Annotated in this window: 26 protein-coding genes; 19 read left to right on the forward strand and 7 right to left on the reverse strand. The window is 70.4% G+C overall.

The window, feature by feature from the left end:
* Positions 1 to 19: 19 nt before the first annotated feature.
* From LBC97_11770 to LBC97_11825, 12 genes are all read left to right on the forward strand, one after another.
* Positions 20 to 1,099 (forward strand): ssDNA-binding domain-containing protein, encoded by a 1,080-nt coding sequence (locus tag LBC97_11770; GenBank protein MDR2566704.1) that lies wholly within the window; start codon positions 20 to 22, stop codon positions 1,097 to 1,099.
* Positions 1,096 to 2,016 carry a bifunctional DNA primase/polymerase gene (locus tag LBC97_11775; GenBank protein ID MDR2566705.1) on the forward strand — a complete coding sequence of 307 codons (921 nt, stop codon included), beginning with the start codon at positions 1,096 to 1,098 and terminating at the stop codon, positions 2,014 to 2,016. The genes LBC97_11770 and LBC97_11775 overlap by 4 nt, the downstream gene beginning before the upstream one ends.
* Positions 2,013 to 2,954, forward strand: coding sequence for a DUF2637 domain-containing protein (locus LBC97_11780; protein ID MDR2566706.1), 942 nt, complete (start codon positions 2,013 to 2,015; stop codon positions 2,952 to 2,954). Before LBC97_11775 ends, LBC97_11780 begins: the two co-directional genes overlap by 4 nt.
* On the forward strand, positions 2,944 to 3,381 hold the full coding sequence (locus tag LBC97_11785; protein MDR2566707.1) for a hypothetical protein: 438 nt from the start codon (positions 2,944 to 2,946) through the stop codon (positions 3,379 to 3,381). Before LBC97_11780 ends, LBC97_11785 begins: the two co-directional genes overlap by 11 nt.
* A complete protein-coding gene (locus tag LBC97_11790; GenBank protein MDR2566708.1) occupies positions 3,378 to 4,229 on the forward strand; it encodes a hypothetical protein in 852 nt (283 codons plus the stop codon). The genes LBC97_11785 and LBC97_11790 overlap by 4 nt, the downstream gene beginning before the upstream one ends.
* Positions 4,226 to 5,329, forward strand: coding sequence for a ParB N-terminal domain-containing protein (locus LBC97_11795; GenBank protein ID MDR2566709.1), 1,104 nt, complete (start codon positions 4,226 to 4,228; stop codon positions 5,327 to 5,329). The genes LBC97_11790 and LBC97_11795 overlap by 4 nt, the downstream gene beginning before the upstream one ends.
* Before the next feature lie 88 nt (positions 5,330 to 5,417).
* A complete protein-coding gene (locus tag LBC97_11800; protein ID MDR2566710.1) occupies positions 5,418 to 6,092 on the forward strand; it encodes a hypothetical protein in 675 nt (224 codons plus the stop codon).
* A gap of 31 nt (positions 6,093 to 6,123) precedes the next feature.
* Positions 6,124 to 7,281, forward strand: a complete 1,158-nt coding sequence (locus LBC97_11805) for a peptidoglycan DD-metalloendopeptidase family protein (GenBank protein ID MDR2566711.1) — start codon at positions 6,124 to 6,126, stop codon at positions 7,279 to 7,281.
* The gene (locus LBC97_11810) at positions 7,278 to 7,535 is read left to right on the forward strand and encodes a DUF6112 family protein (GenBank protein MDR2566712.1); all 258 of its coding nucleotides are present in this window, start codon (positions 7,278 to 7,280) and stop codon (positions 7,533 to 7,535) included. The genes LBC97_11805 and LBC97_11810 overlap by 4 nt, the downstream gene beginning before the upstream one ends.
* 333 nt (positions 7,536 to 7,868) lie before the next feature.
* A complete protein-coding gene (locus LBC97_11815) occupies positions 7,869 to 8,192 on the forward strand; it encodes a DUF6112 family protein (GenBank protein ID MDR2566713.1) in 324 nt (107 codons plus the stop codon).
* Positions 8,193 to 8,255: 63 nt separating this feature from the next.
* A complete protein-coding gene (locus LBC97_11820) occupies positions 8,256 to 9,623 on the forward strand; it encodes a conjugal transfer protein TrbL (protein ID MDR2566714.1) in 1,368 nt (455 codons plus the stop codon).
* A 42-nt stretch (positions 9,624 to 9,665) separates the two neighbouring features.
* Positions 9,666 to 11,087: a PrgI family protein gene (locus tag LBC97_11825; protein MDR2566715.1), complete on the forward strand. Its 1,422-nt coding sequence runs from the start codon at positions 9,666 to 9,668 to the stop codon at positions 11,085 to 11,087.
* Positions 11,088 to 11,114: 27 nt separating this feature from the next.
* Here the strand turns inward: LBC97_11825 and LBC97_11830 are convergent, their stop codons facing one another.
* Positions 11,115 to 11,378, reverse strand: coding sequence for a hypothetical protein (locus tag LBC97_11830; GenBank protein ID MDR2566716.1), 264 nt, complete (start codon positions 11,376 to 11,378; stop codon positions 11,115 to 11,117).
* Positions 11,379 to 11,493: 115 nt separating this feature from the next.
* Here LBC97_11830 and LBC97_11835 point away from each other — a divergent pair, with 115 nt between their 5' ends.
* Positions 11,494 to 12,969 (forward strand): ATP-binding protein, encoded by a 1,476-nt coding sequence (locus LBC97_11835; GenBank protein ID MDR2566717.1) that lies wholly within the window; start codon positions 11,494 to 11,496, stop codon positions 12,967 to 12,969.
* A gap of 106 nt (positions 12,970 to 13,075) precedes the next feature.
* Here LBC97_11835 and LBC97_11840 read toward each other — a convergent pair whose 3' ends face one another.
* The 6 genes from LBC97_11840 to LBC97_11865 all read right to left on the reverse strand — a co-directional run bounded on the left by LBC97_11840 (position 13,076) and on the right by LBC97_11865 (position 19,761).
* A complete protein-coding gene (locus tag LBC97_11840; GenBank protein MDR2566718.1) occupies positions 13,076 to 14,173 on the reverse strand; it encodes a UvrD-helicase domain-containing protein in 1,098 nt (365 codons plus the stop codon).
* A complete protein-coding gene (locus LBC97_11845) occupies positions 14,160 to 15,764 on the reverse strand; it encodes an AAA family ATPase (protein MDR2566719.1) in 1,605 nt (534 codons plus the stop codon). Before LBC97_11845 ends, LBC97_11840 begins: the two co-directional genes overlap by 14 nt.
* A 389-nt stretch (positions 15,765 to 16,153) precedes the next feature.
* The gene (locus LBC97_11850) at positions 16,154 to 16,459 is read right to left on the reverse strand and encodes a hypothetical protein (protein MDR2566720.1); all 306 of its coding nucleotides are present in this window, start codon (positions 16,457 to 16,459) and stop codon (positions 16,154 to 16,156) included.
* Between the two features lies 1 nt (position 16,460).
* A complete protein-coding gene (locus LBC97_11855; protein ID MDR2566721.1) occupies positions 16,461 to 17,981 on the reverse strand; it encodes a hypothetical protein in 1,521 nt (506 codons plus the stop codon).
* A gap of 375 nt (positions 17,982 to 18,356) precedes the next feature.
* Positions 18,357 to 18,677, reverse strand: a complete 321-nt coding sequence (locus LBC97_11860; GenBank protein MDR2566722.1) for a helix-turn-helix transcriptional regulator — start codon at positions 18,675 to 18,677, stop codon at positions 18,357 to 18,359.
* 4 nt (positions 18,678 to 18,681) lie between these two features.
* Positions 18,682 to 19,761, reverse strand: coding sequence for a tyrosine-type recombinase/integrase (locus LBC97_11865; protein MDR2566723.1), 1,080 nt, complete (start codon positions 19,759 to 19,761; stop codon positions 18,682 to 18,684).
* A gap of 332 nt (positions 19,762 to 20,093) precedes the next feature.
* On the opposite strand from LBC97_11865, the gene LBC97_11870 reads away from it, so the two are divergent.
* The 6 genes from LBC97_11870 to LBC97_11895 form a co-directional block, all read left to right on the forward strand.
* Positions 20,094 to 20,705 (forward strand): hypothetical protein, encoded by a 612-nt coding sequence (locus tag LBC97_11870; GenBank protein ID MDR2566724.1) that lies wholly within the window; start codon positions 20,094 to 20,096, stop codon positions 20,703 to 20,705.
* On the forward strand, positions 20,702 to 22,495 hold the full coding sequence (locus LBC97_11875) for a TraM recognition domain-containing protein (GenBank protein ID MDR2566725.1): 1,794 nt from the start codon (positions 20,702 to 20,704) through the stop codon (positions 22,493 to 22,495). The genes LBC97_11870 and LBC97_11875 overlap by 4 nt, the downstream gene beginning before the upstream one ends.
* 117 nt (positions 22,496 to 22,612) lie before the next feature.
* Positions 22,613 to 23,125, forward strand: a complete 513-nt coding sequence (locus LBC97_11880; protein MDR2566726.1) for a single-stranded DNA-binding protein — start codon at positions 22,613 to 22,615, stop codon at positions 23,123 to 23,125.
* Positions 23,126 to 23,135: 10 nt separating this feature from the next.
* Positions 23,136 to 23,777 (forward strand): hypothetical protein, encoded by a 642-nt coding sequence (locus LBC97_11885; GenBank protein ID MDR2566727.1) that lies wholly within the window; start codon positions 23,136 to 23,138, stop codon positions 23,775 to 23,777.
* Positions 23,777 to 24,004, forward strand: a complete 228-nt coding sequence (locus LBC97_11890) for a hypothetical protein (protein ID MDR2566728.1) — start codon at positions 23,777 to 23,779, stop codon at positions 24,002 to 24,004. Before LBC97_11885 ends, LBC97_11890 begins: the two co-directional genes overlap by 1 nt.
* Before the next feature lie 149 nt (positions 24,005 to 24,153).
* Positions 24,154 to 25,674: recombinase family protein (locus LBC97_11895; GenBank protein ID MDR2566729.1), on the forward strand; the 1,521-nt coding region annotated here is incomplete at its 3' end.

Here is a 25,674-nt window from a genome sequence, read left to right on the forward strand (position 1 = left end):
AGAGGAAGGAACGGCGATAGTGTCGAACCGAGATTGGCTTTGCAGCCGGGAGGCAAAGCTGGAAGCGTTGCATGAGCGGTTGGCGGGCGCGGTCGAGTCGCTGGTGTCGGGTGAGGATTGGGTCAGCGCGGTGGTGTTCGCGGCCCGGTTCCGGAGCAGAAGTTTCTCGAACACGGTGTTGATCTACGCGCAGCACGTGGAGCGGTATGCGGCGGGGTCGGTGCCGGAGCCTTTTCCCACTTATGTGGCGGGTTACCGTCAGTGGGAGTCGTTGGGCCGCCATGTGCTGAAGGGGCAGCGCGGGTATGTGATCCAGGCTCCGGTGTTGAAACGGTTGGCGTCGGCGACGCCGGGCGATCCGGGGTCGTGGCGGCGGCTCGGGTTCAAGGAGAAGCCCGCCGCAGGGGAGCAGGTGCGCCGCCAGATCGTGAGCGTGCGCCCGGCCTACGTGTGGGACGTGTCGCAGACTGATGGGGAGCCGCTGCCGGAGCGCCCCCGGCCGGTCCTGCTGGAGGGCCAGGCCCCGGCCGGCTTGTGGGACGGCCTGGCCGCCCTGGTTGAGGCGGACGCGTTCGCGGTCTCGACTGTCGCGTCGGCCCAGGACCTGGCTGGCGCGAACGGCGTCACCGATTACGTGGAGCGGACGGTCCGGGTCCGCGCCGACATGGACCCGGCCGCGAGGGTGAAGACGTTGGCGCACGAGTTGGCGCACGTCCGCATGCACCAGCCGCCCGGGGACGGCGAGCCCCGCGGTTGCCGAGGGGTCAGGGAGGTTGAGGCGGAGTCGGTGGCCATGATGGTGGGCGCCGCCCACGGTATGCCGACCGGCGGGTACACCATCCCGTATGTGTCTGCCTGGGCGGCGGGCGTGGTCGGCAAGACCCCGGCGGAGGTGGTCCAGTCGACTGGTGAGCGGGTCCGGGCGGCCGCGTCGGCGATCTTGGACCGGTTGGACACCGCCCAGTTGGGCGGCGGCGACCCGCCTGGGTTGGACCGCGTCAAACTGGCCGCCGGCGCGGCCGGGACGCCAGGCCTGGGCCGGGAGCCGGTGCCGGCCGCCGTGCTGCCTGTCGCGGCCGGGTTGGGGGCGGGGTTGTGAGCGCCGCCGACGCCGTCCGGGCGTTCGGGCGGGCGGCTGGTTGGCCGTTGCCGGCTGCGGCGAGCATCCTGGCGGACTTGGGGGTGCCGGTGTTCCCGTGCCAGCCGTTCGGGAAGCGGCCGTTGACCCGCCACGGGTTCTTGGACGCGACCTGCGACCCGGAGCGGGTGCGGGCTTGGTGGCGGCGGTTCCCGGAGGCGAACATCGGCGTGCCGACCGGCCCCGCGTCTGGTTTGGACGTGGTCGACGTGGACGCGCGGGGCGGCGAGTCCGGGATGCCCGCGTTCCGGGCGGCAGCCGCTCGGTGCAGCGCCGGGCGGTGGGCGGCGCGGGTCGACACGCCGTCCGGCGGCGCCCACTTCTACTACCCTGCGAGCCTGGCCGCCCCGGCGTCGTCGTGGGCGTGCGCCGGCGCGCGGGTCGATTTCCGGGGCGCGGGCGGGTATGTGGTCGTCCCGCCGTCCGTGGTGGCGGTGGCGGGCGTGCCGCGCCCCTACCGGCTCGCGGAAACGGCCTGCCACGCGGCGCCGGTGGACGCGGCCCGGTTGCGGCGCCTGCTCGACCCGGCTTGGGCGCAGGCTCGCCTGCGCGGCCGGGTGGTCCCCGCCGCTGGCGGGGTGGACGGCGACCGTTTGGCGGCGTGGGTTGCCGGCCGGCCGGAGGGCTCCCGCAACGGCGGCCTTTACTGGGCGGCCAGGCGGATGGCCGAGGCGGGCCGGGACGCCGCCGAGACGCTCGCGGTGCTGGGCCCGGCAGCCGCCCAGGCCGGGTTGGGCGACCGGGAAATCAACGCGACCGTCAGATCCGCCCACCGGCCCGCCCGGCCCGCGCCCGACGCGCCAGCCCCGGCCCGCCTGCGCGCTCCGGCGGAGCGCGGCGCCGCTGCCAGGCCAGGCCCGCAGGCGGTGGGGTGGTGACCGTGGGAAACCGGCGGCAGGTGTCCCGGTGGGTGGCGGGGACCGGGGTGGCGGGGACGGTGTTCATCGCCTGCGGCGCGTTCTGGCTTTCCTTCACCGCCCTGACGCATCTGGCGGTCGCGTCAGGGATCGACGAACGCCAGGCGTGGGCGTGGCCGCTGATAGTGGACGGGATCATCGTCGTCGCAACGGTGTCCGTGGTGGCGCTCGCGGGACGCGAAGGCGTCTGGTACCCGTGGGCCCTGCTGATCGGCGGCGCCGCCGTGTCGGTGACCGCCAACGCGATCCAAGCCAGCTTGGCCTCCGGGGTGACGGTTCCGCGCGGAATGGCGGCCGCGGTGGCGGCCGTCCCGCCGGTGGTGCTGCTGGCGATCACCCACTTGACCGTGGTGCTGACCCGTCGCACCCCGGCCGTGGGGCCCGCGCCCACCAGGGACGGGCCGCCGCTTGGGACGCCGCCGGTCTGGCGCCCAATCGCGGGCGCGCCGCCCGCGCCAGCGTCCCCGCATGCTCCCGGACCCGGCCAGCGGGAGGCTTCCTCGCGGCGGCAGACGGCGCCGGCCGCCAACCCTGTCGCAGAGTCAGGGCGATCCCGGCTGGCCGGGCGGGCAGAGACGCCAAGCCCCGAACCGGGCGTCAGGGCGTCTCGAACGGGAGGGCCCGGCACCGATCCGGGCCAGGGCGGCGGGGCGGCGTCGCCGTTGTCGATCTACGCGCTCGCGGGGGGACCGTCCCGGCGGGGTGCCGGTGATGATGGCGGCGGTTTGGGGGAGGGGTCGCGCACCTGGCTGGTCGAGCGGGCCAGGCGGATGCGGGCCGAGGGCATGTCCTACCGGGCTGTTGGGAAGGCTTTGGGCAGGAACGGCACCACGATAGCCCGCTGGCTCAACGACAACCAGGACACGACCGGACAGCCAGGAGGACACGATGCCGAATGACCCACGCCAAGACCCCCGGCGGCGAACCCAGCAAATCGCGGCGGCCCGCGGCGTCCAAGCCGATGAGCGGGCCGTGCCCCTGGGGGTGCCGGCGTTGGCCCGCCACGCCGACCCTTTGCTCGCCCGGCCGGGCCCCAAGCGGGCCGGGCGGCCGGAGCCGGCCTCCGGGAAGGCGGGAGGCAGGCTGGGCGGGGTCGAGTGGGTGCGGGCGTTGGATTTGGCGACCGGGAAGGCGGCCGGGTTGGGTTCCCGGTTCGGGGTCCGCCAGGAATCAGCGGTCCGCCGCCTGCGGGCGGCGGCAAACCCGGTGTCCCGCCGCGGGGCCGCCCGCCGATCCGCCGCCGCGGCGGTTCTGCCGCCGGCGTCCGCGTTCGGCGCCACACCCCCGCCGGAGCGGGCGCGTTCCGGCGGGGCGGTGGCCCGGTGAACGGGTCCGGCGGCGCGGCCCGGGTCGGCGGCTGGGACCGGTTCGCGGACCCGGAGTATCTGCGCGGACTGCTGATCCGGTTCCACCAGGAGGGTTGGGCCGGCGACCCCGAGGCCGGGGAATTGCTCGCCTACTGCATCGACCGGTTCGCGTCCCTGGCCCGCAAATGCGGCCTGGAACCGGAGGACGCCGGCCCGGCCGCGTTCGAGGCGATGCGGAACCCTTCCGCCCGGTACGCCCAAGACCCTTGGGCGGTGGTGGTCAAAGGGGTCGCCACCACTTTGCGGGCGGCGCAGTTCGCCGACGAGGCGTTGTGCTCGTTGGAGACCGCCCGCCGGGGCGGCCTGTCGGGTTGCCGCGCAGAGAGGTTCAGCGAACGGGACGCGCCAGTCTGGGAGCGCCGCCCCGAATTGTCTCAGCCGTTCCGCTGCACCCTGGAAGGCGACGGCGGGGAAGGGGAGGGCGCCGCCTCGGCGGCTTCGGTCCACGAGCAGGCCGCCCGGATAGCGGTGTGGTTCCATTCGCGCGGGTGGCGGCTCGACACGGCCTGGACCGCGGTGGAGGTGGTGATGCGCCGCTTGGCCGACGCCGGCAGCCGCCCGGCCTGCTATGAGCAGTTGCGGAGGGACCGGCACGCCCGCGCGGTCGTGGACCTGCCGCCGAAGTCTTGGACGGCGCTGCTCAGGCTGCTGCTGGGCTCCCCCGACCCGGGCAAGGCGTGGACCGCCGCCGGGAAGGGCATCCTCCTGCGGCTCGCCCTCGGCGAGACCATCGCCCACCTGGACGCGGACCGGGGCTTGGTGAGGGCGGCCAGGTTGGCGGCCCCGGATCTGGTCGGGCGTCGATGACGGCCGGGGGAGCGCTGAACGGGTGCGTCAACCTGGAGTGGGCGGTGGACGCGATCATCGTCGGCGCGCGGCACCGCCAAGACCTCGGCGACCTGGACGGCTTGGTCGAGTCGATCCGGGAGCGCGGGCTCCTGCAGCCGGTCACGATCACCCCGGACGGGGTGCTGATCTGCGGGGCGCGGCGCCTGGCCGCGTTGAAGCGCCTCGGGCACAAGCGGACGCCGGTGTGGGTGCGTTCCGGCCTGTCGGACAGGCTGTCGTCGCTGATGGCGGAAAGGGACGAGAACACGGCCAGGGCGCCGTATTCGAAAGTCGAGCTGGCGGCGTTGTACGAGGAGTTGAAACGGGAGATCGCCGCCGACGCGGCTCGCCGCAAGCAAGCCCACCAGTTCGGCGCGGACACGCGAGACCCCAGTTCGGACGGTTCCGCCAATTTGGCGGAACCGTGGCGGGGGAAAACCGATTCCCGCCGGCAGGCCGCGGCGATGCTCGGCGTCGGCGGCCACGTCACGTTGGAGAAAGTCCTCGCCATCCAGGAGATGGCCGACGACCAGACCCGGCCGGAGGGGCTGCGGGCCGAAGCGCGCCGCGCGGTCGAGGAGATCGACCAGGGCGGCCCGGTCGACCCGTTGTTCAACCGGCTCAGGTCGCTGGTGCGGATAGACGATTTGGACCGGATCGCGGCCGACCCGGGCCAACCAGACCCGGCCCGCCAGGCCGCCAGAGAAGGCGCGCTGCTGCTGCGCCGGTTGGAGGACAACCCCGCCATGACCGGCCACGAGTTGGACCAGGCGGCCCGCGCCGCCCTCGCCCGCGTCCAACGCTCCCAAGGCCGCCGCCAACCCGCCAAACCCCGGCCCCCGAAACCAGGCCAGGAGCCGGACGGCCGGCCGCGGCGGGCGCTCAAGTCGGCGAAGTCGTTCGTCTGGACGTGGACCGAGATGGCCGCCTGGCCAGACGAATACGACCCCGCCGCCATAGCCCAAGCGTTGACCGAAGACCAATACCAGCGGTTCCTCAAGACCATGGACGCCGCCAACCAGTTCACCGCAGAACTGACCCGCCACAGGCGACAACAACACGTCGAAACAGCCGCCTGACCGGCCACCGCCGAACCCACCCGCCGGGGCCCGGGGATGGCCGCGCACCTGTTTTCAGACCGCCCACCCAGCCGAGCGAAGGAGATCAATGATGCGCGATCCTGTTGGCGCCGCCGCTGTCCGCAGGCCCGCGGCCGCGCTGGCCGCGGTGGCCCTGGGGTTGGCGGTCCTCGCCGCCGTTGGCGCCGGGGTTTACGGGCTGTGGCTCGCGCCGGAACCCGCCGCCCCCGCGGGCGCCGACGCGGCCCCGCCGATGCGGGCGCCAACGACAGCGGCGCCCGCCCCGTCTTTCGGGGCGGGGGGAACGGGAGACCCGGAGGGGTTCGCCCGGTGGGCGGCCGAGACCCTGTTCGCCTGGGACGCCGCCACGATGGACCCGGCCGACGTGACCGCGACGCTGGTCGCCGCCGCAGACCCGGCTGGCGAGGAGACCGCCGGGCTCGCAGCCGACATCGCCGGGTACCTGCCCGACGCCCAAACCTGGGCGAAACTGCGCGGCATGGCCGCCACCCAGCGCCTCGACATCGACGCGATCATCGTCCCCGACAAGTGGGAGCGGGCGGTTGCAGACGCCGCCGCGGGCCAGATCCTGCCTGGCACGGTCGCGTACACCGTCACCGGGACGCGGCGCCGGGAAGGCGTCTGGGAAGACCAGCCAGCCGTGTTCGACCAGCCCGTCTCGTTCACCTTGTTCGTCACCTGCGCGCCGTCGTTCCCGGAATGCCATCTGATGCGCCTGTCCAAACTGGGCGAGCCGCTGTGACCCGCGAGGCGGCGACGGGAAGGGGACCGCGGTGAAGAAGATCCTGGCCGGCCTGGCGGCGGGCGGGCTGCTGCTGGCGCCCGGGTTGCCGCTGATCGCGGTGGGGTTGTTGATGAACCCGGCCGCGAAAGGCTCCTGCGTGATCAACACGGTCACCGTGGGCGCGATACCGGACGAGTTGGAAGTCGAGACCGCCGATGGCGCGAAGACCGTGTTGAACCGCCGGCAGCTGGGGCACGCCGCGACGATCATCGAAACCGGCGCCCGGACCAGCGGGGTGGGAGGCGACGGCATCGTCGTCGCGTTGATGGCCGCACTGACGGAGTCCACGCTGAGGATGCTGTCCAACGTGGGCGCCTACCCCGAGTCCGGCGACTACCCGAACGACGGGGACGGCTCCGACCACGACAGCCTGGGGTTGTTCCAGATGCGCCACGAGACCGGCTGGGGGACCGTGGCGGACCTGATGGACCCCGCCTACCAAGCCAGGGCGTTCTACGGGGGACCCACCGGCCCGAACCACCCGTCGCCTCGGGGGCTGCTGGACGTGCCCGGATGGGAGACGATGCCGAAAGGCGACGCTGCCCAAGCGGTCGAGGCGTCCGCCTACCCCGACCGGTACGCCAACTGGGAGCCCGCCGCGGAGACGGTCCTGGCCGCGCTGACCAGCCCAGGCGGCGGGGGAGACCCACCGGGGTCGGGACGGGTGGTGTTCCCGCTGCCGTCCGGCACTTGGGTGAAAACGTCGCCGTTCGGGTGGCGGTGGCATCCGATCCTGGGGACCTGGCGCTTGCACGCCGGGACCGACTACTCCGCGGCGGACGGCACCCCGATCCTGGCCGCCATGGACGGCCAAGTCGTGTTCGCGGGGCCGTCCAGCGGATACGGCAACGCAATCATCGTCGACCATGTCATTGGCGGGGAGCCGGCCGCGTCGCTGTACGCGCACATGTGGGACGGGCACCTGTATGTGAAGGCCGGCGACCAGGTCGCGGCCGGGCAGCACATCGCCGACGTCGGCTCGTCCGGCCGCTCGACCGGCCCCCACCTCCACTTCGAGATCCGGGTCGGCGCCGACCGGAACCAGGCCACAGACCCCGACGCCTGGCTGGCCGGGCACGGCGCGGAGGGCCTGGGCGGGCCGGACCTATCCGCGGCGGGCTGCCACCTGGAACAGGCCGCCCCGTGACCCCGGACTTCTCGGCCGTCACCGGGGACGCGCTCGCTGAAGCGGTCGGCGCGTTGCTGACCGTGGTGCTGGTCGCCGCGGTCGCCTCCATGGTCGTCTCCGCGGTCTGCTGGGCCTACGGCGAACAACAGGGCAACTGGCAATTGGCCGCGAAAGGCAAGACCGGGCTGCTAACCGCGCTCGGCGCCGCCACGGCCGCCGGCGGCGCCATCGCCTGGATCAACTTCCTCATCGGCGTGGGCGAAACCCTGTAAACCCGCGGCCCGCCCGAGCCGCAGGTCCCGGCGCCGCCCGGAGACTTGAGCCCGCGCCGGGGTCTCCCTCACCGCCGCGGGCCGGGAGAAGCGAACGGCGCTCACGGGCGACCGCCGGGCTCACGGCCGGGCGGCTTTCGTCGCCCGGCGCGACCGCGCAGAGCCGGCCGGCCCCTCTGCGGCGGCGCCGGCCCTTCTCCAAGCCATATCGCCTGGCCCGCAGCCGGTGGGACGGCCGAAGCCGGGCCGGGGTTTGGGTGCCGGCCCGCACCTTGGCTTCGACCGACACCCGGAGCGGGCCGTCTCGGGACCGCCGACTTGAAGGAGCGAACCGTGGTCAACGCCCTCGTTGAAACCCTGACCGTTTTTGCGGCCGGCCTGCCAGCCGACATCGACATCACCCCGAACGACACCGGCCTGCCCGGCATCAGCCAGTTGAAGACGATCGTCGGGGCGATCATGACGATCGGTCTGATCCTGTCCGTCCTGGCGTTGATCGTCTCGGCGATCGTGTGGGGGTTCGGGTCGAACTCGTCCAACCCGCACCTCGCGTCGCGCGGCAAGGTCGGTGTGGTCGTGTCCTGCGCCGCCGCGGTTGTCTGCGGAGCGAGTGTCACTTTGGTCAATTTCTTCTGGGGCGTCGGCCAAGCCGTATAGCGAAACCACAGGCCGCGGCCTTGGGAAACACCGCCGCGCGAGGGGATTGGGGAGGTCTAGGCGATGGGTGTTTGCGATGTTCCGGTGATCTCGACGGTGTGCGACGTGGCCGGGGAGGGCGCCGCGACGTTGATCTCGGCGCCGTTCGACTGGCTGGCCTCCGCGATGGGCCAAGCGGCCGGATGGGTGTTCGAGCAGGTCTGGAACGTATTCGACACGACCACCATGGTCGATGTGACCAACGCAGGTTACAGGAGGGTTTACGCGCTGGTGTTCGGGATCGCCTGCCTGGTGATGCTCGTGTTCTTCGCCCTCCAGCTGATCACTGGGCTGGCCCGCCGGGAGGGCGGCGCCTTGGGACGCGCCGTGGCGGGGTTGGCGAAGTCGGTGCTCGGGTCGTTCCTCGCCCTCGCGTTGACGGGTCTGCTGCTTGAGGCCACGGACCAGATATGCGTCGGGATAGTGCAGGCGTCCGGCACCACCATGGCGGACATGGGCGGAAAGATCGCGCTGCTGGCGGCCGGGCTGACCGCGATCAACCTGACCGCGCCCGGGGTCGGCGCGATCATCACCATCTTCCTGGCCGGGCTGGCCATCAGCTCCGCACTGATCGTCTGGTTCAGCTTGCTGATCCGCAAAGCCCTGATCCTGGTGTCCGTCGTGCTGGCGCCGTTCGCCTTGGCGGGCGCGTCGTGGGACGCGACCCGGGGCTGGTTCTCGAAATGGGCGTCGTTCACGATCGCGCTGATCGTCTCCAAGCTCGTGCTGGTGGTGATCTTGCTGGTCGCGGTCACCCAGACCGCCTCCCCGATAGCCCCCGACCTGCAATCCGTGTCCGAGCCCATCGCGGGGGTGGTGTTAATGCTGGTCGCCGCGTTCGCCCCCTACATGACCTACAAGCTGGCGGCGTTCATGGGCGCCGACATGTACCACCTGATGTCCGCGGAGCAAGAAGCCAAACACGCCGTCAACCGGCCCCTGCCCGTCCGCGTCCCGGCCGGCAACCCGCAAACCGTCCTCCCGCCCGCCGCCGGCGGGACAGGAGCCCCGACCGCGGGTCCGCCCGGCGGCGGCCAGGCCGCCGCGCCCGCAGCCGCCGGGACTGGCGGCGGAGCTTCGGGCGGCGCGGCCGCCGGTGGCGCTTCCGCCGGGTCGGCGGGCGGAGCTTCGGCCGGGGCGGCGGCCGGCGGGCCAGCCGCCGCGGTGATCGTCGGCGCGCGGGTGGTCAAAGGGGCGGCGACCGCCGGGCCGGCCCTCGGCGGCGTTGTCGGCGGAGCCGCCTCCGGGACGGCTGGCGCGGCGGGGCCCCCGCCGACCCCGCAGCCCGCCGCACCGCCGCCGTCTGGCGGCCCGGCGCCCGCGCCGAGCCCGGCTCCTCCCAACCCGCCTGGACCGGCTCCCTCGCCTGGGCCGGGCGCGGGCGGGGTGTGACCGGTGGGCGCGGCCAGGCCGGAACACCGCGAGCTTGGGCCGGTGAAGTTCTCCCGCCTGACCAGGCGCGGCCTCCTGCTCGGCTTGGCGGGCCCGCAACTGGCCTGCCTGGCGGCGGCAGCCGCCGCGCTGGTCGGCGGGCTGTATTCGGGCGGCGCGGCGGGGTTGGCGTGGACCGCGCCCGTCTGGGCGGCTGGCGCGTGCCTCGCCCTGGCCGGGGTGGGCGGAAGGAAACTGATCGTATGGGCGCCTGTTGTCTGCCGGTGGGCGTCACGCAGCTGGGGAGGCCAAACCGTGTACCGACGCCGCATCGCCAAGCCCCGACCCGCCGGGACCCTCGCCCTGCCGGGCGACGCCGCCGCGTTGCGGCAGCACCAGGACCCCGCCACCGGGGCGGTCATGGTCCACGACCCGCACAACCAGACCCTGACCGCGACAGCGGAGCTCGCCCACCCGTCATTCGTCCTGCTGGACCCGCTGGACCAGGAACGCCGCGTCCAAACCTGGGGGAGGGTGCTGGCGTCGTGCTGCCGGTCCGGCCGGGTCGCCCGCGTCCAAATCCTGGAGCGGACCCTGCCGGACTCCGGCACCGGCCTGGCCGACTGGTGGCGGAAACACGGCCGGGACGACGGGTCTTGGACCGCGCGGGTGTACCGGGACCTGATCGACCGGGCCGGTCCCGCCTCCGAACGCCACCAAACCACTATCTCGGTGGCGTTGGACCTGAAGGCCGCCGTCCGGGCGGTCCGGGGTGCCGGCGGCGGGATCAAAGGCGCCGCCGCCGTGCTCGGCCAAGAATGCGCCACCCTGGCGACTGCGCTGCGCGCCGCCGACCTGCGTGTCGCGAGATGGTGGGGGCCGGAAGAACTCGCGTTCGCGCTCAGAACCGCCTACGACCCTGACGCCGCCCGCCGCTTGGAGGCCAACCCCCAGTTGGGCCGCGACCTGGCTCAGGCGGGGCCGGTCGCGGTGCGGGAGTCGTGGGCGCGGATGCGCACCGACACGGGGTTCCACGCGGTGCTGTGGATCTCGGAGTGGCCCCGCTCCCAGGTGTTCCCCGGCTTCCTCGCGCCGCTGCTGCTCTCGTCCGGGATCAGGCGTGCGTTCTCCCTGACCGTGGAGCCGATGCGGGCCGACCAGGCCGCCCGCGACCTGCGGAAAAAGAAGACCGAGCATTTGGCGGACCAAACCCAGCGCGCCCGGATCGGGCAAATCGAAGACGCCGCCCAGCAGGCCGAATACCAAGACGTCCTGGCGCAGGAAGCCGACCTGGCGTCCGGGCACGGCGTGTGCCGCTACACCGGGCTGATCGCCGTCACCGCCCCCACCGAACCGGGGCTGCAAGCCGCCCTGGCCGCCGTCGAGCAAGCCGCCGTCCAAGCGTCCTGCGAGACCAGGACCCTGGTCGGCCAGCAAGCCCAAGCGTTCACCGCCGCCGCCCTGCCCCTCGCCCGCCCCGTCTGACCGGCGGCGGGGAGGGGCGGACGGCCGCTACCCGGCGCCCCCGACCCTGAACTCGATCAGCTTTCCCTCGCTGATCATCCTGGCGTACTTGGCGGCCTCGTCGTCGGGCAAGCGGCCGCCGTCGCGGGTGAACAGCGCCACGACGGCTGGTTTGACCTCTCCGGTCGGCCGGCCCCTGTACTCGGCGGCGAGCCGCCGCATCTCGGCGTTCTTCGCGTCCGCGGCCTTTCGGGCCGCGTCGCTCACCACGCGTTCCAACTCCCTCTCGTCGATCCTGATCCTCGTTTTCATCACAACTCCTTCCCCCGCCCCGGATAGCGCGCGCTTGTCACGCGCCCCGGTCCTCGCGGCACGCGACCGACGCTACATGCGGGGTCTGACACCGTGAGCCGCGCACCTGTCCCACGTGAGCGCGAAGCAACGTCTATACGCCTCGGTGCTGGCCCAGCCGGCCAAGCAGCCCCGGAGCGAGAGGAAACGGCAGGCCAGGGCCGCACGGGCGGTGGTCGAGGAGGCTCGCCGCGCCGAGCGGGACCGGGCGAAGGCCGCCAGGGCGGCCGCCCGGCGGGAGGCCGGGGACGCCGCCTACCTGCCGGCGGCGGGCGAGGCCGGCCCGGAGCAGCTGCGCGCCAAAGGGAGGCTTCGGCTGCCGAAGCACCAGGACACGACCGCGGTCCTGGCGGGCGCGTACCCGTTCATCGCGGAGGGCGGGCTCGGCCCGGAGGGGGTGTTCGTAGGCCAAGACCTGTACGGCGGGTCCAGCTTCGTGTACGACCCGTGGGTGCTGTACAGGGCGGGGGCGATCACCGCCCCGAACATCGTCCTGGCCGGGATAGTCGGCTCCGGGAAATCCTCCCTCGCCAAGTCGCTGTACGCCCGGTCGATTCCGTTCGGGCGGCGGGTCTACATTCCCGGTGACCCGAAAGGGGAGCACGCGCGAATAGCGGAGCGGGTCGGCGGGAAGGCGATCCGGTTGGGGCACGGGATGCCCGCCCGGCTCAACCCGTTGGACGAGGGCTACCGGCCGGGCCACCTCGGCGAGGCGGAGTGGCGCGCCCAGGTGGCGGCCCGCCGCCGGGATCTGGTGGGCGCGCTCGCCGAGACCGTTCTGGACCGGTCGTTGACCCCGTTGGAGCACACCTGCGTCGACCTGGCGCTGGCCCGCGCGGTCCAATCCGCCCAAGTGCCGGTCCTGCCGATGGTGGTGGACCGGATGCTCGCCCCCGACAAAGCGGACGACCCGGACGGGCGGCTGACGGAGGACGGCCGCCAAGCCGGCCACGCCCTGAGACGCCTGGTGGCGGGGGACCTGGCCGGCCTGTTCGACGGGCCGTCCACGGTCAGGTTCGACCCCGCCCTGCCGATGGTGTCGCTGGACCTCAGCGCCGTCGCCGAGAACTCCACGTTGATCAGCGTGTTGATGACCTGCTCGTCGGCGTGGATGGAGGCCGCCCTGCTCGACCCGGCCGGCGGGCAAAGATGGGTGGTGTACGACGAGGCGTGGCGGCTGATGTCCCACCCGGCGCTGCTCAGGAGGATGGACGCGCAGTGGCGGTTGGCCAGGCATTACGGGATCGCGAACATGCTGGTCTTCCACCGGCTCGGCGACCTGGACAACGTCGGCGACCAAGGCACCGCCATGCGCGCCCTCGCCGCGAGCTTGCTGGCCAACGCCGAGACCAGGATCGTCTACCGGCAGGAATCCGACCAAACCCGGGGCGCCGCCGAGGCGCTCGGCCTGACCCGCGCCGAGACCAACATCCTGCCCACCCTGGCCACCGGACAGGGACTGTGGCGCATCAAAGACCGGTCCTTCATCGTCCAACACCAACTCCACCCCGCCGAACTGGAATTGTTCGACACCCGCGCCAAAATGCTGTGAATTTCCCGCAAGTTCAGAAATTCTGAAGCCTTATAAGCCGGGAACTCGCGGGTCTGGCCGTTGGTTTCAGGGTAGCTGAGACCGCAAGTTCCCGGCGAAGCATCGGTCAATGCTGTTCGCGGTCTGCCGGCGCCCAGAACGGGAGGCCCGACTTGGTCGTGCGCGAGGTGGTCATTATCCCGACGCTGTGGCGTGCCCGCGTCACCGCGACGTAGAGCTTCGCCCGGGCCTCGGGCTTGAGGTCCGCGCCAGTCTCGACGTACTGAGTGATCGGGCCAGTCGGCAGAATCAAGACTCTGTCGAAGGCCATGCCCTTGACCTCGCCGAAGTTTCGGCCTTCCGGCGACGCAAACCGGCTGTCCTGCCGCCAGCGCAGTTCCTGAGCCCCAGTCTCCGCCCGGTATTGGTCGAGGTCGCCGACGCGGACGAGGTGAACGCCCATGCCGCCCGCGTCCGTGGTGTTCCGGCTGGTCGTTGGCGGCATGTCGGGGTAAAGCGCGTCGGCGTAGTCGCAGATCGCCTGGTTGCAGCGGAAACTCTCGGTCTGTTCGGTGATCCTCAACCGTTGGGCCTTCTCCTGGGAATTGATCCACTTGATGACCTTGGCTCGACGCAACCCGCTGTTCTTCGCAGAGTAGTTCGTCACATAGACCGACTGGCGCGGGTCGCACACGGCCACCACACGGGCGCGGGACATCAACAGGCGCTCAAGAAGGGTGAGGTCCCAGCCCGCCAGGTCCTGCATCTCGTCGATCAAGATGAGGTCGAAGCATTCCGCGATTCTCGCCACCACCTTGCCTCCCGACAAGTCGTCGAGCTTGCAGGCCAAGGCGGACACCCGGTCCTTGTAGACGTTGTTCGCGGAGTCGACGTAGTAGGGGTGAAACTGAGTTTCCTTGGTGTAACGCGGAGCCTTGGCGTCGCGTTGAAAGTTGATGGACCTGACGCTGAGGATCTCGGTCTTGTGGTCTTGGTACGGTTTCACGCCGTCACGGAGCAGGAACTCGAACCAAGTCATCGCGGTCACGTCGCAGCGGGCCGAGCACGGCTCTCGCCATAGGCGCGCCTTGATCTCGCGAAGGTTTTCGCGCGTGTAGGTGGTGATGAGGACCCGGGCGGCGGGGTCGGCGACCGCCTCGTCTATGAGCCGTTTGGTCTTGCCGGAGCCGGCCGCCGCTATCACGGCTTCGTTAGCCGAGGGCATTGATCGCTTCCTCGATGTATGCCGGCCAGATGACTCCTTCGACGGTGTCATGAAAGCGAAGAGCGACTTCGGTCTTGTTTTCCTTCATGTAGTTGAGCATTGCGCTCTCGTCGGGGTGGTTCCGGCCGAGGATCCGGTTGGTGGCTTCCAGCCCGTTCGCGGCGAGTAGCTGCGGTTCCAGAGTGGGGTTCGCGTCGTCTTCGCTTCTGGAGATCGTGATAAACGCATGGGCGGCGTAGTCCTCATACCGTCTGTCGACCTTGGCGGCGAAGTCGCCATCATTGTCCGCCAGCACGACCACCCTCCGCTTGAGGGGGATAGCCAGGTCGAGGAACCGTTTCGCTGACAGGCCGCGGACGCTGATGACATCGACGCCGTCTTCTATTGGACGTTTGCCCTTCTTGTCGTGATAGGCGCGCTGGAAAACCAACTCGTCGCTTGGCCCTTCCACCAAGACGGCTTTTCGAGCCAGAACGAGCCGCAATGTGTCATGGCCAGCGAGCTTTCTGAAGTAGTCCTGCGTGTCAGGGGGCAAATCGGTCAGGGGGCTCGTGCCGGAGTCCCCGAGCAGCCTCACCTGTCCGAGGCCGAGCTTGTTCACCACGAAAGAACTGTGCGTGGCGATGACGACTTGACGGCCGCCGGCTTGGTTGGAGATCCGCTCGATCAAGGCGTTCAGGTTCGCGAAGGCAAGGTGGTTCTCCGGCTCTTCGATCAGGATCACGTGAGACTCGTCGACCTGGCGCGCCAGCGCCAGCAGGATCTTCAGGCGGTTCTGCTCGCCGGAGCCTGAGAAAGAGAACGGCAGCCGGTCCAGGTGGGGGGCGAGGGCCGATTCCCAGCCGCTTGCCCCTGATGTGTCGATCTCAAGGGTGAAGCTCTTGTCGGTGATCCCGTCTCCGCTGGCGGCCAGCGACTCGTTGATCGTTGTGATCGCTGCATCCGCCGTGAACCGCTCCTGGTGCAAGCGGTAGCTGCGGGCGAGTTGCGCACGGTCTTTGGCGTCGAGAGTTCCAGCGATGATTTGCCGCAGGTGGTGGTCAGCTCCGCTCTGGAGGCGGATGCGCGATGCGTCGATCAGGGAAGCCCTGACGCGCTGAGCCCGCACGTTGACCGGCTGACCAGAGAAGTCGGTCCAATCGACCCTGAAGTACTCGGTCGGCACCGTCGTGACTTCGGCTGGCTTAGCTATGAAGCTCTGATATTCGTCTTCGAAGTCAGGGTCGAGTGAGGCGCTGAGCCTGTAACCGGGGGAATTCTCCCTGAGCGAGTTGTTGTCGCCTTTGAGGCGGGCGGTAGACCGCCCGTCTTCCAGATACAACTCGATCAGCAATTCAGGAGGACGCGGCCGGTTTCCCGCCCTCACGTCTTCGACATAGGCGTCCGCGACTGATGAGGTGATGAAATGATGTGACAATACCTGCTCGAAGAACCGGCCGTTGCAGCGCTTGGTCAGTCCCAGATCGATGGCCTCAAGGAGCGTGGACTTGCCCGCCTCATTGTCGCCGACGAGGATGTTCAAGCCCTTGTCGAGTTCGACCACCGCGTCCGCGAACCGACGGTAATTCTTCAGCACGATTTTGACGATCATCGCAGCGGGGCCGCCTTTCGGCTGCATATGACCGCGGCCGCAGTCGGCGGGAGTCTCAGACGCGCTATTGGTGGGCAGAACGGCCACAACTGCTCGCCGGGCTGAGCGCTGGTCCCCAGATCCAGGCCATCGGCCCTTCCGGGAAGATCCAGGCAAGGCTTCTCGGCGGTCAAGCTCATTTTCGGCTGGCGCGCCGCCGCCGGCCGCGCGCTCATGGTCGAGTGCCTTGCCTCTTGCGCCATGCCGGCTCCCTTGCTGTCACAACGCGAGAGTCTACCGACCTTCGGTTCGTCCGGATGGGCAGCGACTTGACTCGGGAGCCTTGGCCTGCCTCACCGTCGATCAGGCGCGGTCGGCAGGGAGTGGCGGTCTGCCGTGCGTGCCCCGATCTAGTATTCCCAGCCGGGTGATCCGTCAGGCGGGGTCGCCTCGGGCTCCCAACGGTGGCGGGCCTCGCTCGCGGTGACCCCGAGGACCAACCCAATCCGCTCCCAGTCAAGGTGGTGGGCGGGCACAGCCTTCAGGGTTTCGGCGGCCGCCAGACCGCAGGCGGCCTCAAGCTGCGTCCACACCATGAACGCCCCGACCGTGTCCTCGGCCGGGTCGGGCACTGCGCCGATGAGGTCGTCTGCCAGCGCGGCGAAGGCCCTGTCGGCGGCTTGGATGGTGGCGAGTTCGATCTGGATTCCGTCCATTTCAATCGTCTTTTCCTAGCTTGCCACGGTGGCGCGCGCCACCGTCTATCACGACAAGGTTTGGTCGGCGTGTGGGTCCGCCCGCGGTTGGCGGCGCGACCGTCTCATCGCGGCGCCCCACATCGGTTCCGCCGGTCAGCAAGTCCGATACGGGAGGCGCCGGTACGCGCCGGTTTGAGGAGGCGTTGTCGCGGGTGGCGAGGTCTAGGGCGTGGGCGTAACGCAGGGCGGAGTCGACGGCGATGCCGAAAAGGTGGCAGAGACGGCGGACGTCTCCGTTGGCGGCGTGGATTTCTTGGAGGATTCGGTCTTCTCGCAACGCGCGCGCCGATATGCCGGCCTTCTTCCATGGGAAGGAATGGCTGGGCTGGTTCAGTCGGGGCGCGGTCTGCATCGTGACGAACAGATGCTGGTTGCGGGTGTTGGGCCATTTCGCGAACCGGTGGTCGAGCCACGCCGACAGGCGCGCCAGGACGGGCGCCGCCAGGGGGATGACGCGACCGTCCGGGAGGGACAGGCGGCCATCGACGATGTCGGTCAACTGGAGAGCGCGGACCTGGGAGTTGGTGAGCGCGTGGAACGCTACCAACGCAACGCCCAGCGCCACCGCGGGGTCTGGATGGTTCAGGGCGCCGAGGATCACGGCCGAGTCCATCGGCATCGGGATGGTTCCATCGCCGCGGCCGGGGCGCAGTCCGCGCGTCGGGTCAGCGAAGACCAGCTTGCGGCCCTTAAGGATCGTGAACAGGGACCGGAAGCCAAGCGTGGCGGCGTGCCGGTTCGTGGGGTCGGCGGGCAGGGACGCGGCGATCAGTTCGGCGGTCACCCCGGAGAACGACTCATGTCCGGCTTCTGCCCAGGCGGCCACTATGGGCGCGATGCCGCGGGCCTGGATTCGCACAGTCGATTCTTCACGCGGTTTGCGGCGGGGTGGGGTCCGGCTGCCGTGGAGCATCACGTCGAACCACAGCTCAAGATGCCCCCGCATGGCCTCGGGGAGGCCGGCGAACTTGCCCTCGAAGAACCGGTCGATGGCCGGCACGCGGTCGTCCACCAAGAGCCCGGCGGCGTCGAGGACCTCAAGCGTGGAACGGACGTTGCTCTCGCTGTCGTAGCGGCGCAGCCGGACCACTTCGCTGGCGCGGATCGAGGTGGCGCCGTCGGGAGCGAGGATCTGCAGCATCTTCAATGACCGGCGGACCTGGTTGGTCTGGCGTTTCGACCATCCGAACTGCTCGGCGCGGGAAAACACGATCCCGTCTGTCCGCCAGGCCCAGTCCCGCGCCCGCTCGGTCGCCAAGCGCCGGAGCGCTTCCGCGTTCGGGGCGATGTCGAACAGCGGGGGTTGTTCCCACCCGGCGGGGGCCTGGGCGTCGGCCTGGTCGAGCAGGACGCGCGCCGCGCGCAACGACCGCTTCGGGGGCTTCGGCTTGCCGCGGGGCGCCATGTTGGCGAAGAACAACTGCTGTCCGTGACGGGCGACGGCGGACAGGTCGGGGGCCATGCCGGCCGCGGTCAGCAAGCGGGCCGATTCTAGGCACAGGCGGCACCCTCCTTGGTCTCCGAGCGGCACACGGCGTCCGCAATACGCGCAGTCGCCGACCGGGTAGTGGCCCGCCCACCAGCGGCACTGCCAGCATTTCCAGTTGTGCCTCCGGTAGACGCCCCACGCGAGGCAGTCTTGGCAGGAGCCCACATACTCCGGGCTGCCGGGGTGGCACCGCTCGCACATGCCTTGGCTGAAGTAGGCGGCCGATCCGCAGCGCGGAGAACGGCCCTCCGGGCAGGCAGTGGTAGCAGAAGTCCACTCTCGGGCGTGTCCAGGCGGCGCGGGCCACCCCGCAGCCGGCGCACTTGTTGGGCGGTCGCAGCCTGGCGTCGGGACCGGGTGCCGGGCTCACAGCGGAGGACCGGGCCTCTTGCCGTTGAACCCGGGTTTCACAATCGACGGCGAGGTGCCGTTGGATTCCTCATCAAGGTCGCGGTGCCTGGCGGCGACCTTGTCCGGCTCGGGCGTGAGCAGGTCCGCAGTCGTGCAGTCCAGCACAGCGCAGATCACGTCCAAGTCGTCCAGCCGGATCGTCGTCGGGGCGCCGGCCCACAGGCCAGACATTTTGCCCGCGCTCATCTCCAGCCCGGCGTCCGCCAACATCCGCCGCAACTCCGAGGACTTCCAAACGCCTCGCTCGGCAGCCCTGATACGCAGGTTCCACTTCATCGCTTCATACGCTCCCTCCGAAACGGGTCTCCAGGCGCCGGTTCGCGCTAACCCACGCCTGCTCAATATGGTCGCTGGCGACGTGTATGTATCGGGTTGTGGTGGACAGCCACTCGTGCCCAAGCACCTCCTGGATGGCCTTTAGGTCCATGCCGGCGCCGTACAGGGACGAGGCGCAGTAGTGCCTGAGAACATGGGGGCTCATTCGATCCGCCCACGCTGGAAGGTGGATTGCGGTTTGGGCTTTCAGCCCCTTGCGCAGCACGTCGTCGCTGGCCCGAGAACAACGGCCCAGCCCGCCGTCGCAACGCTCCGAGGGGATCATCGGCGCGTCCGGGTTCTCCCGGTCCGGGCCGAAGAGGTGCCGCACTTGGGCCAGCCACCAGTCAATAAGCCGATCCGCGCCGTTGATCGCGGGCACCAGCCTCTGCTTCGGGCCGCGCCCGCGCGAGCCCTTCCCGAACCTGACATGCAGCTTGCCGAACTCACCCAGCCCGGGCCGCCAGTCCCGGATGTCCAGCTTCGTGCTCTCCGTTATTCGCAACCCCAGCCTGCGCCACAGGGAGGCCGCGAAATAGTCCCGCGCCGCCGGCAGGAACTTTCTAGCCTGCTCCAACGTGACCCGCCAGCCCGCGAACAGCGCGTCGACCTCCGCGTCCGAGGGCGGCACGCGCACCTTGCCCAGACTGGCACCCGACTGCCTGTTGAACTCGTCAATAGGCTGGTCGACCACAAACCCGGTCAGCGCGTGCACGTCGGATTGGTAGCGGGAGATCAGGAAGTCGTAGAACTGCGCGATCATTCCCGCCTTGCCGGCCCTCGTGCTCACCGCCTGACCCGCGCGGTGCAACGCCGCGAGGAACCGGTCGGCATCGTCGGGAGACGCGATCCACAACGGACCGCCCAGGCTGCGGCGGAACTCAAACACCACGGCACGGGCCGAGGCGACATGGCCATCCGACAGTCCGGCGGCGGCCATTGCCAGCGCGTACTGGTCGATCAACTCTTGCTCGAAGTCTGCCGCATCCTGCTCTGTCCGCAGCTCGCGCGCCGAACCGATGCTGCCCACGACAGCGAGGTTCATCGCCCTGCCAGTTCAGCCACAGCGCTCATCATTCACGATTAAAGCCGAATCTTCAATATTCATGACGGCGTGTCGGGAATCTCACGACACCAGGGACCTGCAGACCACCTGCTTACTATGCGTCAACTGGGTACCGGACACAAAAACAAACTCGCGGGACTAGAGACACACCCAAGAAACCGCAGGTCACCGCCTATTTCGGCGTCGTGGCCCGCCGCTGTTCGGTTCGACGGGCAACCAGTGCCGGGCCGCCGCGGGCACCTGGGTCGAGGCGGGGCCGCCCCGCCCGACCGAACCCGTTCCGCAACCACCTCTTGAAGGAGCCACACCCCATGACCGCATCACCTTGGCCGGCGGACCAGCCCGCCGTGACCATCGCCGCCGACCAGTCCGGCGCCCTGACCGTGGAACTCCACGGCGCCCCCTACACCCTGCCGGACCCGTCGCTGGGCCGCCGCGACCAGATGGGGCGCCTCCTGGACCACTTCTGCCAGCTGTTCCGCGCGCCCTTCCAGGCCCGCGTCACCGAAGCAGACGGCACCATCCACCAAGGATGGGTGCCGGACGAGCGCGCCGCTACGCCCGCCGCGACGCCCGCGGCCGCGGCAACCGAACCCGCGCCGGGCGCGGCGGCGGGGCCGCGCGACGCCGCCGAGCCGGCCGCCGCCGCCAGGCCCGGACACTGGGCGAGGCACGCCGCCGCCCGGCCGGCGGCCAGCGCCGACGACGGTTCCGGCGGGCCGGTGGCAGTCGGCGGGGACGGGTTCATCCCCAACGAGACTGTGGCGTTCGCGGTCGTGGTGGCGGAGGCCACCGCCGCCCTGGACGGGACCGCCGTCGTCGAACTGCCCGCCGACTACGTGCGGGAACTCGCCGGGGATGTCGCCCTGATCGGGCGGCTGTCCGGCACACTCGCGGTCCGCCAACCCGCCTCCCAACTGTGACCCCGCCGGCCGCGGCGCCCGCCGGGCGGGACGCGCTCGCCAACCTCGGCGTCGCCGCCGTCCTCTCGGTCGCCGCGTCCGGGGCGGTGTTGCGGGCCGCCGGCAGTCTCGCCGCGTTCCTGACCCGCTGGCCCCAGCCGTCCGGGCCGCTCGCCGCCGGGATCAAAGTGCTGCTCGACCCGGCCGATCCCGGCGCGGCGCTCGGCGCCGAGGGGTTGAACCCCGTCGCCTATTGGGCTGTGGCCGCGCTGATGCTCGCCGGTCTGGCGGCGCCCGGCGTGTGGGCGTGGGCCGCTTGGCGGGACCGCGCCCAGCGGACCAGAACCGACCCGCGCCGGGCGGCGGGCGCCGCGAGCCGCGACGAGACCCGCCGCGCCGCGTCCGGAAAAGCCCTCGTCCGGCGCGGCCGGACCCTGCGGCCCTCCATCCAGGATCCTCGGCCCGGCGACATCGGGTACCTGATCGGACGCAGCCGCGGGCAACAAATATGGGCGTCAGTGGAGGACAGCATCCTCCTGATCGGGCCACCCCGCTCCGGCAAAGGCCTCCACGTCGTCATCAACGCGATCCTGGACGCGCCCGGCGCGGTCGTCACCACATCCACCCGCCCCGACAACCTCACCGCCACGCTGAAAGCCCGCCAGAAGACCGGCCCTGTCGCGGTGTTCGACCCGCAACGCCTCGCCGAAGGCCTCCCCGCCGGGCTGCGGTGGTCGCCGGTCCGGGGCTGCGAGGAGCCGCTGACCGCGATGATCCGCGCCGCCGGGCTCGCCTCGGCGACCGGGGTCGGCGCCGGCGGGGTCGAGAACGGCGGGTTCTGGGAAGGCAAAACCAGGGTCGCCCTCCAAGCGCTGCTCCACGCCGCCGCCCTGGACGGCCGCGACGCCAAAGAACTGTTCCGGTGGACACTGGACCCGAACAGCGCCATCGACGCGGTCTCCGCGCTCCGCTCCCACCCCGGCGCGGCCACCGGGTGGGCGGAAGCGTTGGACGCCACCATCAACTCGGACCCGCGCACCCGCGACTCGATCTGGCAGGGCGTGTCCCTGTCACTCTCGGCGTTGGCCGACCCGCGGGTGCTGGCCGCGGTCAGCCCCCGCCCGGACGAGCAATTCGACCCCGCCCGGTTCCTCCAAGACTCCGGCGCGCTGTTCCTGCTGGCGACCGGAGCCGGCGCGGGCGCCTCGGCCGCGCTGGTCGCCGCCCTGATCGAAGACCTCGTGGAAACCGCCCGGCACCTCGCGGCCCGCTCGCCCGCCGCCCGACTGGACCCGCCCCTGCTGCTGGCGCTGGACGAGGTCGGGAACCTCGCTCCCCTCCCGTCCCTGCCGACCCTGATGGCCGAAGGGGGCGGCACCGGGATCACCACCATGCCCGTCCTCCAGTCCCTGGCGCAAGCCCGGGACCGCTGGGGCGCGGACGCGGCCGGCGCGATCTGGGACGCCTCCATCGTCAAAATCATCCTCGGCGGCGCGTCCTCGCCGGCCGACCTGAGAGACATCTCAACCCTGATCGGCGAACGCGACGAGGCCGTCACATCCGACACCCGCTCCGAGACCGGGGGCCTGTCCACCCAACGGTCCATCCGCCGCGTCCCCATCATGCCGCCAGAAGCGATCCGGACCCTCCCGTTCGGAACCGGGGTCGTCCTGCTGCGCTCCGCCCGGCCCATCATCGCCGACCTGCGCCCCTGGCCATCCAGGAAAGACGGGAAACACCTCGCCGCCGACCGCGCCCAAGTGGAAGGCGACCTGCGGGCCGCCGCCCACGCCAGCTCCGCCGGCGGATAGCCCGCCGCCTCCGCAATCCGCATGGTTCCGGCACGCGCGTCGGGGGAAGCGCCGCACCTGGCCGGTGAGAGCGGCCCGCCAACAGGGGCGGCCGCGTGAACGGCAAGGACACCGTTGATGCCCATCACGACCAAAACCTCGATGAGCGGCTTCGTCGCTTCGACCCCGAGGCTGACCCGCACCGAGACGGGCGAGGCGCGCCTCTACATGAAAGTAGGCCAAGAGCACTTCACCCGTCAGCCGGACGGCTCCTACACCCAAGACGACACCACGTTCCACGACCTCGCGGTCTACCGCCGCTCCGCCGAGCGGGCCGCCGCCCGGTTCGCCAAGGGCGACAAGTTCATCGCCGAGGGCCACATCCGCGCTTACACCGTCACAGGCGCCGACGGGCAAGCGACGCAGGCGGAAGAATTCGTCGCCCGCCGGATCGGCCACGACGCCGCCGTCACCGACTACCAAGTCGACCGCCGGCCCCGCCAAACCCGAACCCAGCAGGCCGAGGTGCCTGCCCGGCAGACCGGCCCCGCCGGGCGGGAGACCCGGACCGCCCAGTCCGGCGGCTTCCCGGCCGGGCTCAACGCCCTTCCGCCCGCCTCCGCGCCGACGAGCGCCGCCATCGGAATGTGAGGCCCCGGCCATGAACCAACAAGCGAACCTTGAACAACCCGAGCCCGGCCCGCGCGACCCACGCGCCCCGGAAGCAGACGACCCCGGCGACTACGGCTACGACGGCATCGACCTGGGCGGCAACGCCTCGGCGACGGACGGGCCGCCCGCGCCAATAGTGTGGGCCAACCTGTCCTCCGACGAGTTGGAGCACCAGTGGCTGGCGCTGAACGCCTGGGTGGAAGACGCCCGCCACACCTACCACCTGCCCGCCAACATCGTCCCCCCGTTCTGGCACCGCCACCAACTCCTGGTCGAGCACCTCTCCGCGCTCAGAACCCACTGGCAAGCCGCCCACCACCCCGACCAGTCCGGGTCCGGGCCGTTCGGGTTCCTCCGCGACCTGGAGGAATGGAAAACCAGGATGCGGGAAGCCGTCGCCACGCTCGGCACCCGGATGGATCAAGACCGCCCCGCCCGGCTCGCGCCCTGGCCCGGCGAACCCGAACCCGACCCCGAAGACCAACTCCCGCCAGTCAACCTCGCCAACCGGTACGAAGACCTCGTTGGCGTGGTCATGTGGCACGTGGAGCGGGTCCGACGCCAAGAAGACCACTACTACCAACTGATCGCCGACGCCATCGACGCCGACAGTCAGGCGGAGGCGGAGTGATGGCGAGGACATACAGGCCCAAGACCCGCCGGAAGCGCCAAGAAGACCGCGATCTGCGCGTTGTTTCAGTGGCCAACGATCCTTTGGATGAGGGAGCGCTGGTCAACGTCTTCTTGATGCACACCATCAGCTGCGGTCTGCCGCCCAAGAACGGCGCGGATCGCCTGACGATGCTGAGGAGGCAGCTGCCTCCGCGCCCCGAGAAGCTGCGAACCCAGCCCGCATAGGACTAAAATGCGGCTTAGCCAGGCATCACCTGACACGAGCACCCCGCCTTCACGGGCGGAATGTCCGAACCGCAGGTTCGGAACCATGACGCGCTTGGCCAAGCCGCATCGTCTGTTGTGGCGATCCTGTTTGAATGAGAGGAAGCGTCATGGCGTCACCAATCGCCGCTGCTGGCAACGTCTCTGCGGGCCACGCGACGCCGCGGGCTGTCACCTACCTTAGGGTCTCAACCAAGGAGCAGGCAGAGAAGGGTGGCCAGGACGAGGGTTACTCGATCCCGGCTCAGCGGGCAGCGAACCACCGCAAGGCCGAGCAACTCGGCGCGGAGATCATCGAGGAGTTCACAGACGCGGGAGAGTCAGCTAGGAAGGCGGACCGGCCCGCGCTCCAGCGGATGCTGGCTTACGTCGCCGAACACCGGGTGTCCTATTGCATCGTCCACAAGGTTGACCGGCTAGCCCGCAACCGGGCCGATGACGTGACGATCCACCTGGCGCTCCAGCAGGCCGGGGTGATGCTGGTGTCCGCGTCGGAAAACATCGACGAGACCCCGTCCGGGATGCTGTTGCACGGCATCATGTCCTCCATCGCGGAGTTCTACTCCCGCAACCTGTCGACCGAGGCCGTCAAAGGTATGACCCAGAAAGCGCTGACCGGGGGCACACCGAACCGCGCCCCTATCGGCTACCTCAACGTTGGCGTGCGTGACGCCCAGGGTAGGGAGGTCCGCACCGTCCGAGTCGATCCCGACCGCGCGCCGCTCATAACTTGGGCGTTCAAAGCGTTCGCCTCGGGGGACTGGACCATCACACAGATGCGCGAGGAACTGAACCGCCGGGGCCTGACCACGGTCCCGACCCCGAAACGCCCGGCCGGGCCGCTGTCGAAGAACGCCGTCAACCGGATACTGACCAACCCTTACTACAAAGGCACAGTCGTCTTCCGGGGCACGTCCTACAAGGGTGCCCACGAGCCGATCGTCCCCGCGGAGGTGTTCTCCCAGGTCCAACTCGTCCTTGAATCACACAACTCGGCTGTCGATCGCACCCAGCTTCACGACCACTATTTGAAAGGCACCGTCTACTGCGGCCTGTGCCGCTCCAGGCTGATCATTGTCAACGCGAAGAACCCAAAGGGCGTCATCTACCCGTACTTCGTCTGCTCGGGGCGGCACAACAAGGCCACCGACTGCGACTTCCAAGCCGTTCCCATCGCCAAAGTCGAGCACCTGGTCCGCGACCACTATGCCACCATCACCATCCCTCCCGAAACCCGCCTGGCGCTACGGGGCGCGCTGAACTCCAAGTTCGATGAACTGGTCGCCTCAGCCAAACCCGAACTGGAAGGCAAGACCGCCGAGGCGCGCCAGCTCGAAGCCGAACAAGACCAACTGGTCCGCGCCCACCTGGCGGGCAACCTCGCCGGCGACGTGATGGGCCGGATGCAAAGGGAACTGGCGGCGAAACTGGAGATAGTGCGCGGTGAGATCGCCAACCTGGCTCAGGACTACGCGGCCCAGCGCCAGTTCATTGACGATTCCCTCGCTCTGGCCGACGATCCGCAGGCCCTCTACGACCGATCGAACGCGGACACCAGGCGGATGGCGAACCAGGTGTTCTTCAAGCGCCTCTACATCACCGAGCGGGCCGAGGGCGCTCCGCCGAGGGCC

The sequence above is a fragment of the Bifidobacteriaceae bacterium genome (assembly GCA_031281585.1).
GTDB lineage: Bacteria > Actinomycetota > Actinomycetes > Actinomycetales > WQXJ01 > JAIRTF01.

Bases quoted from the DNA above. Each gene is read 5' to 3' on its own strand.
- LBC97_11845 (MDR2566719.1), bottom strand. From the start codon at position 15,764: ATGATCGTCAAAATCGTGCTGAAGAATTACCGTCGGTTCGCGGACGCG.
- LBC97_11860 (MDR2566722.1), bottom strand. From the start codon at position 18,677: ATGAAGTGGAACCTGCGTATCAGGGCTGCCGAGCGAGGCGTTTGGAAG.
- LBC97_11795 (MDR2566709.1), top strand. From the start codon at position 4,226: ATGACGGCCGGGGGAGCGCTGAACGGGTGCGTCAACCTGGAGTGGGCG.
- LBC97_11885 (MDR2566727.1), top strand. From the start codon at position 23,136: ATGAACCAACAAGCGAACCTTGAACAACCCGAGCCCGGCCCGCGCGAC.
- LBC97_11865 (MDR2566723.1), bottom strand. From the start codon at position 19,761: ATGAACCTCGCTGTCGTGGGCAGCATCGGTTCGGCGCGCGAGCTGCGG.
- LBC97_11850 (MDR2566720.1), bottom strand. From the start codon at position 16,459: ATGGACGGAATCCAGATCGAACTCGCCACCATCCAAGCCGCCGACAGG.
- LBC97_11830 (MDR2566716.1), bottom strand. From the start codon at position 11,378: ATGAAAACGAGGATCAGGATCGACGAGAGGGAGTTGGAACGCGTGGTG.
- LBC97_11880 (MDR2566726.1), top strand. From the start codon at position 22,613: ATGCCCATCACGACCAAAACCTCGATGAGCGGCTTCGTCGCTTCGACC.
- LBC97_11890 (MDR2566728.1), top strand. From the start codon at position 23,777: ATGGCGAGGACATACAGGCCCAAGACCCGCCGGAAGCGCCAAGAAGAC.
- LBC97_11785 (MDR2566707.1), top strand. From the start codon at position 2,944: ATGCCGAATGACCCACGCCAAGACCCCCGGCGGCGAACCCAGCAAATC.
- LBC97_11800 (MDR2566710.1), top strand. From the start codon at position 5,418: ATGATGCGCGATCCTGTTGGCGCCGCCGCTGTCCGCAGGCCCGCGGCC.
- LBC97_11840 (MDR2566718.1), bottom strand. From the start codon at position 14,173: ATGCCCTCGGCTAACGAAGCCGTGATAGCGGCGGCCGGCTCCGGCAAG.
- LBC97_11870 (MDR2566724.1), top strand. From the start codon at position 20,094: ATGACCGCATCACCTTGGCCGGCGGACCAGCCCGCCGTGACCATCGCC.
- LBC97_11820 (MDR2566714.1), top strand. From the start codon at position 8,256: ATGGGTGTTTGCGATGTTCCGGTGATCTCGACGGTGTGCGACGTGGCC.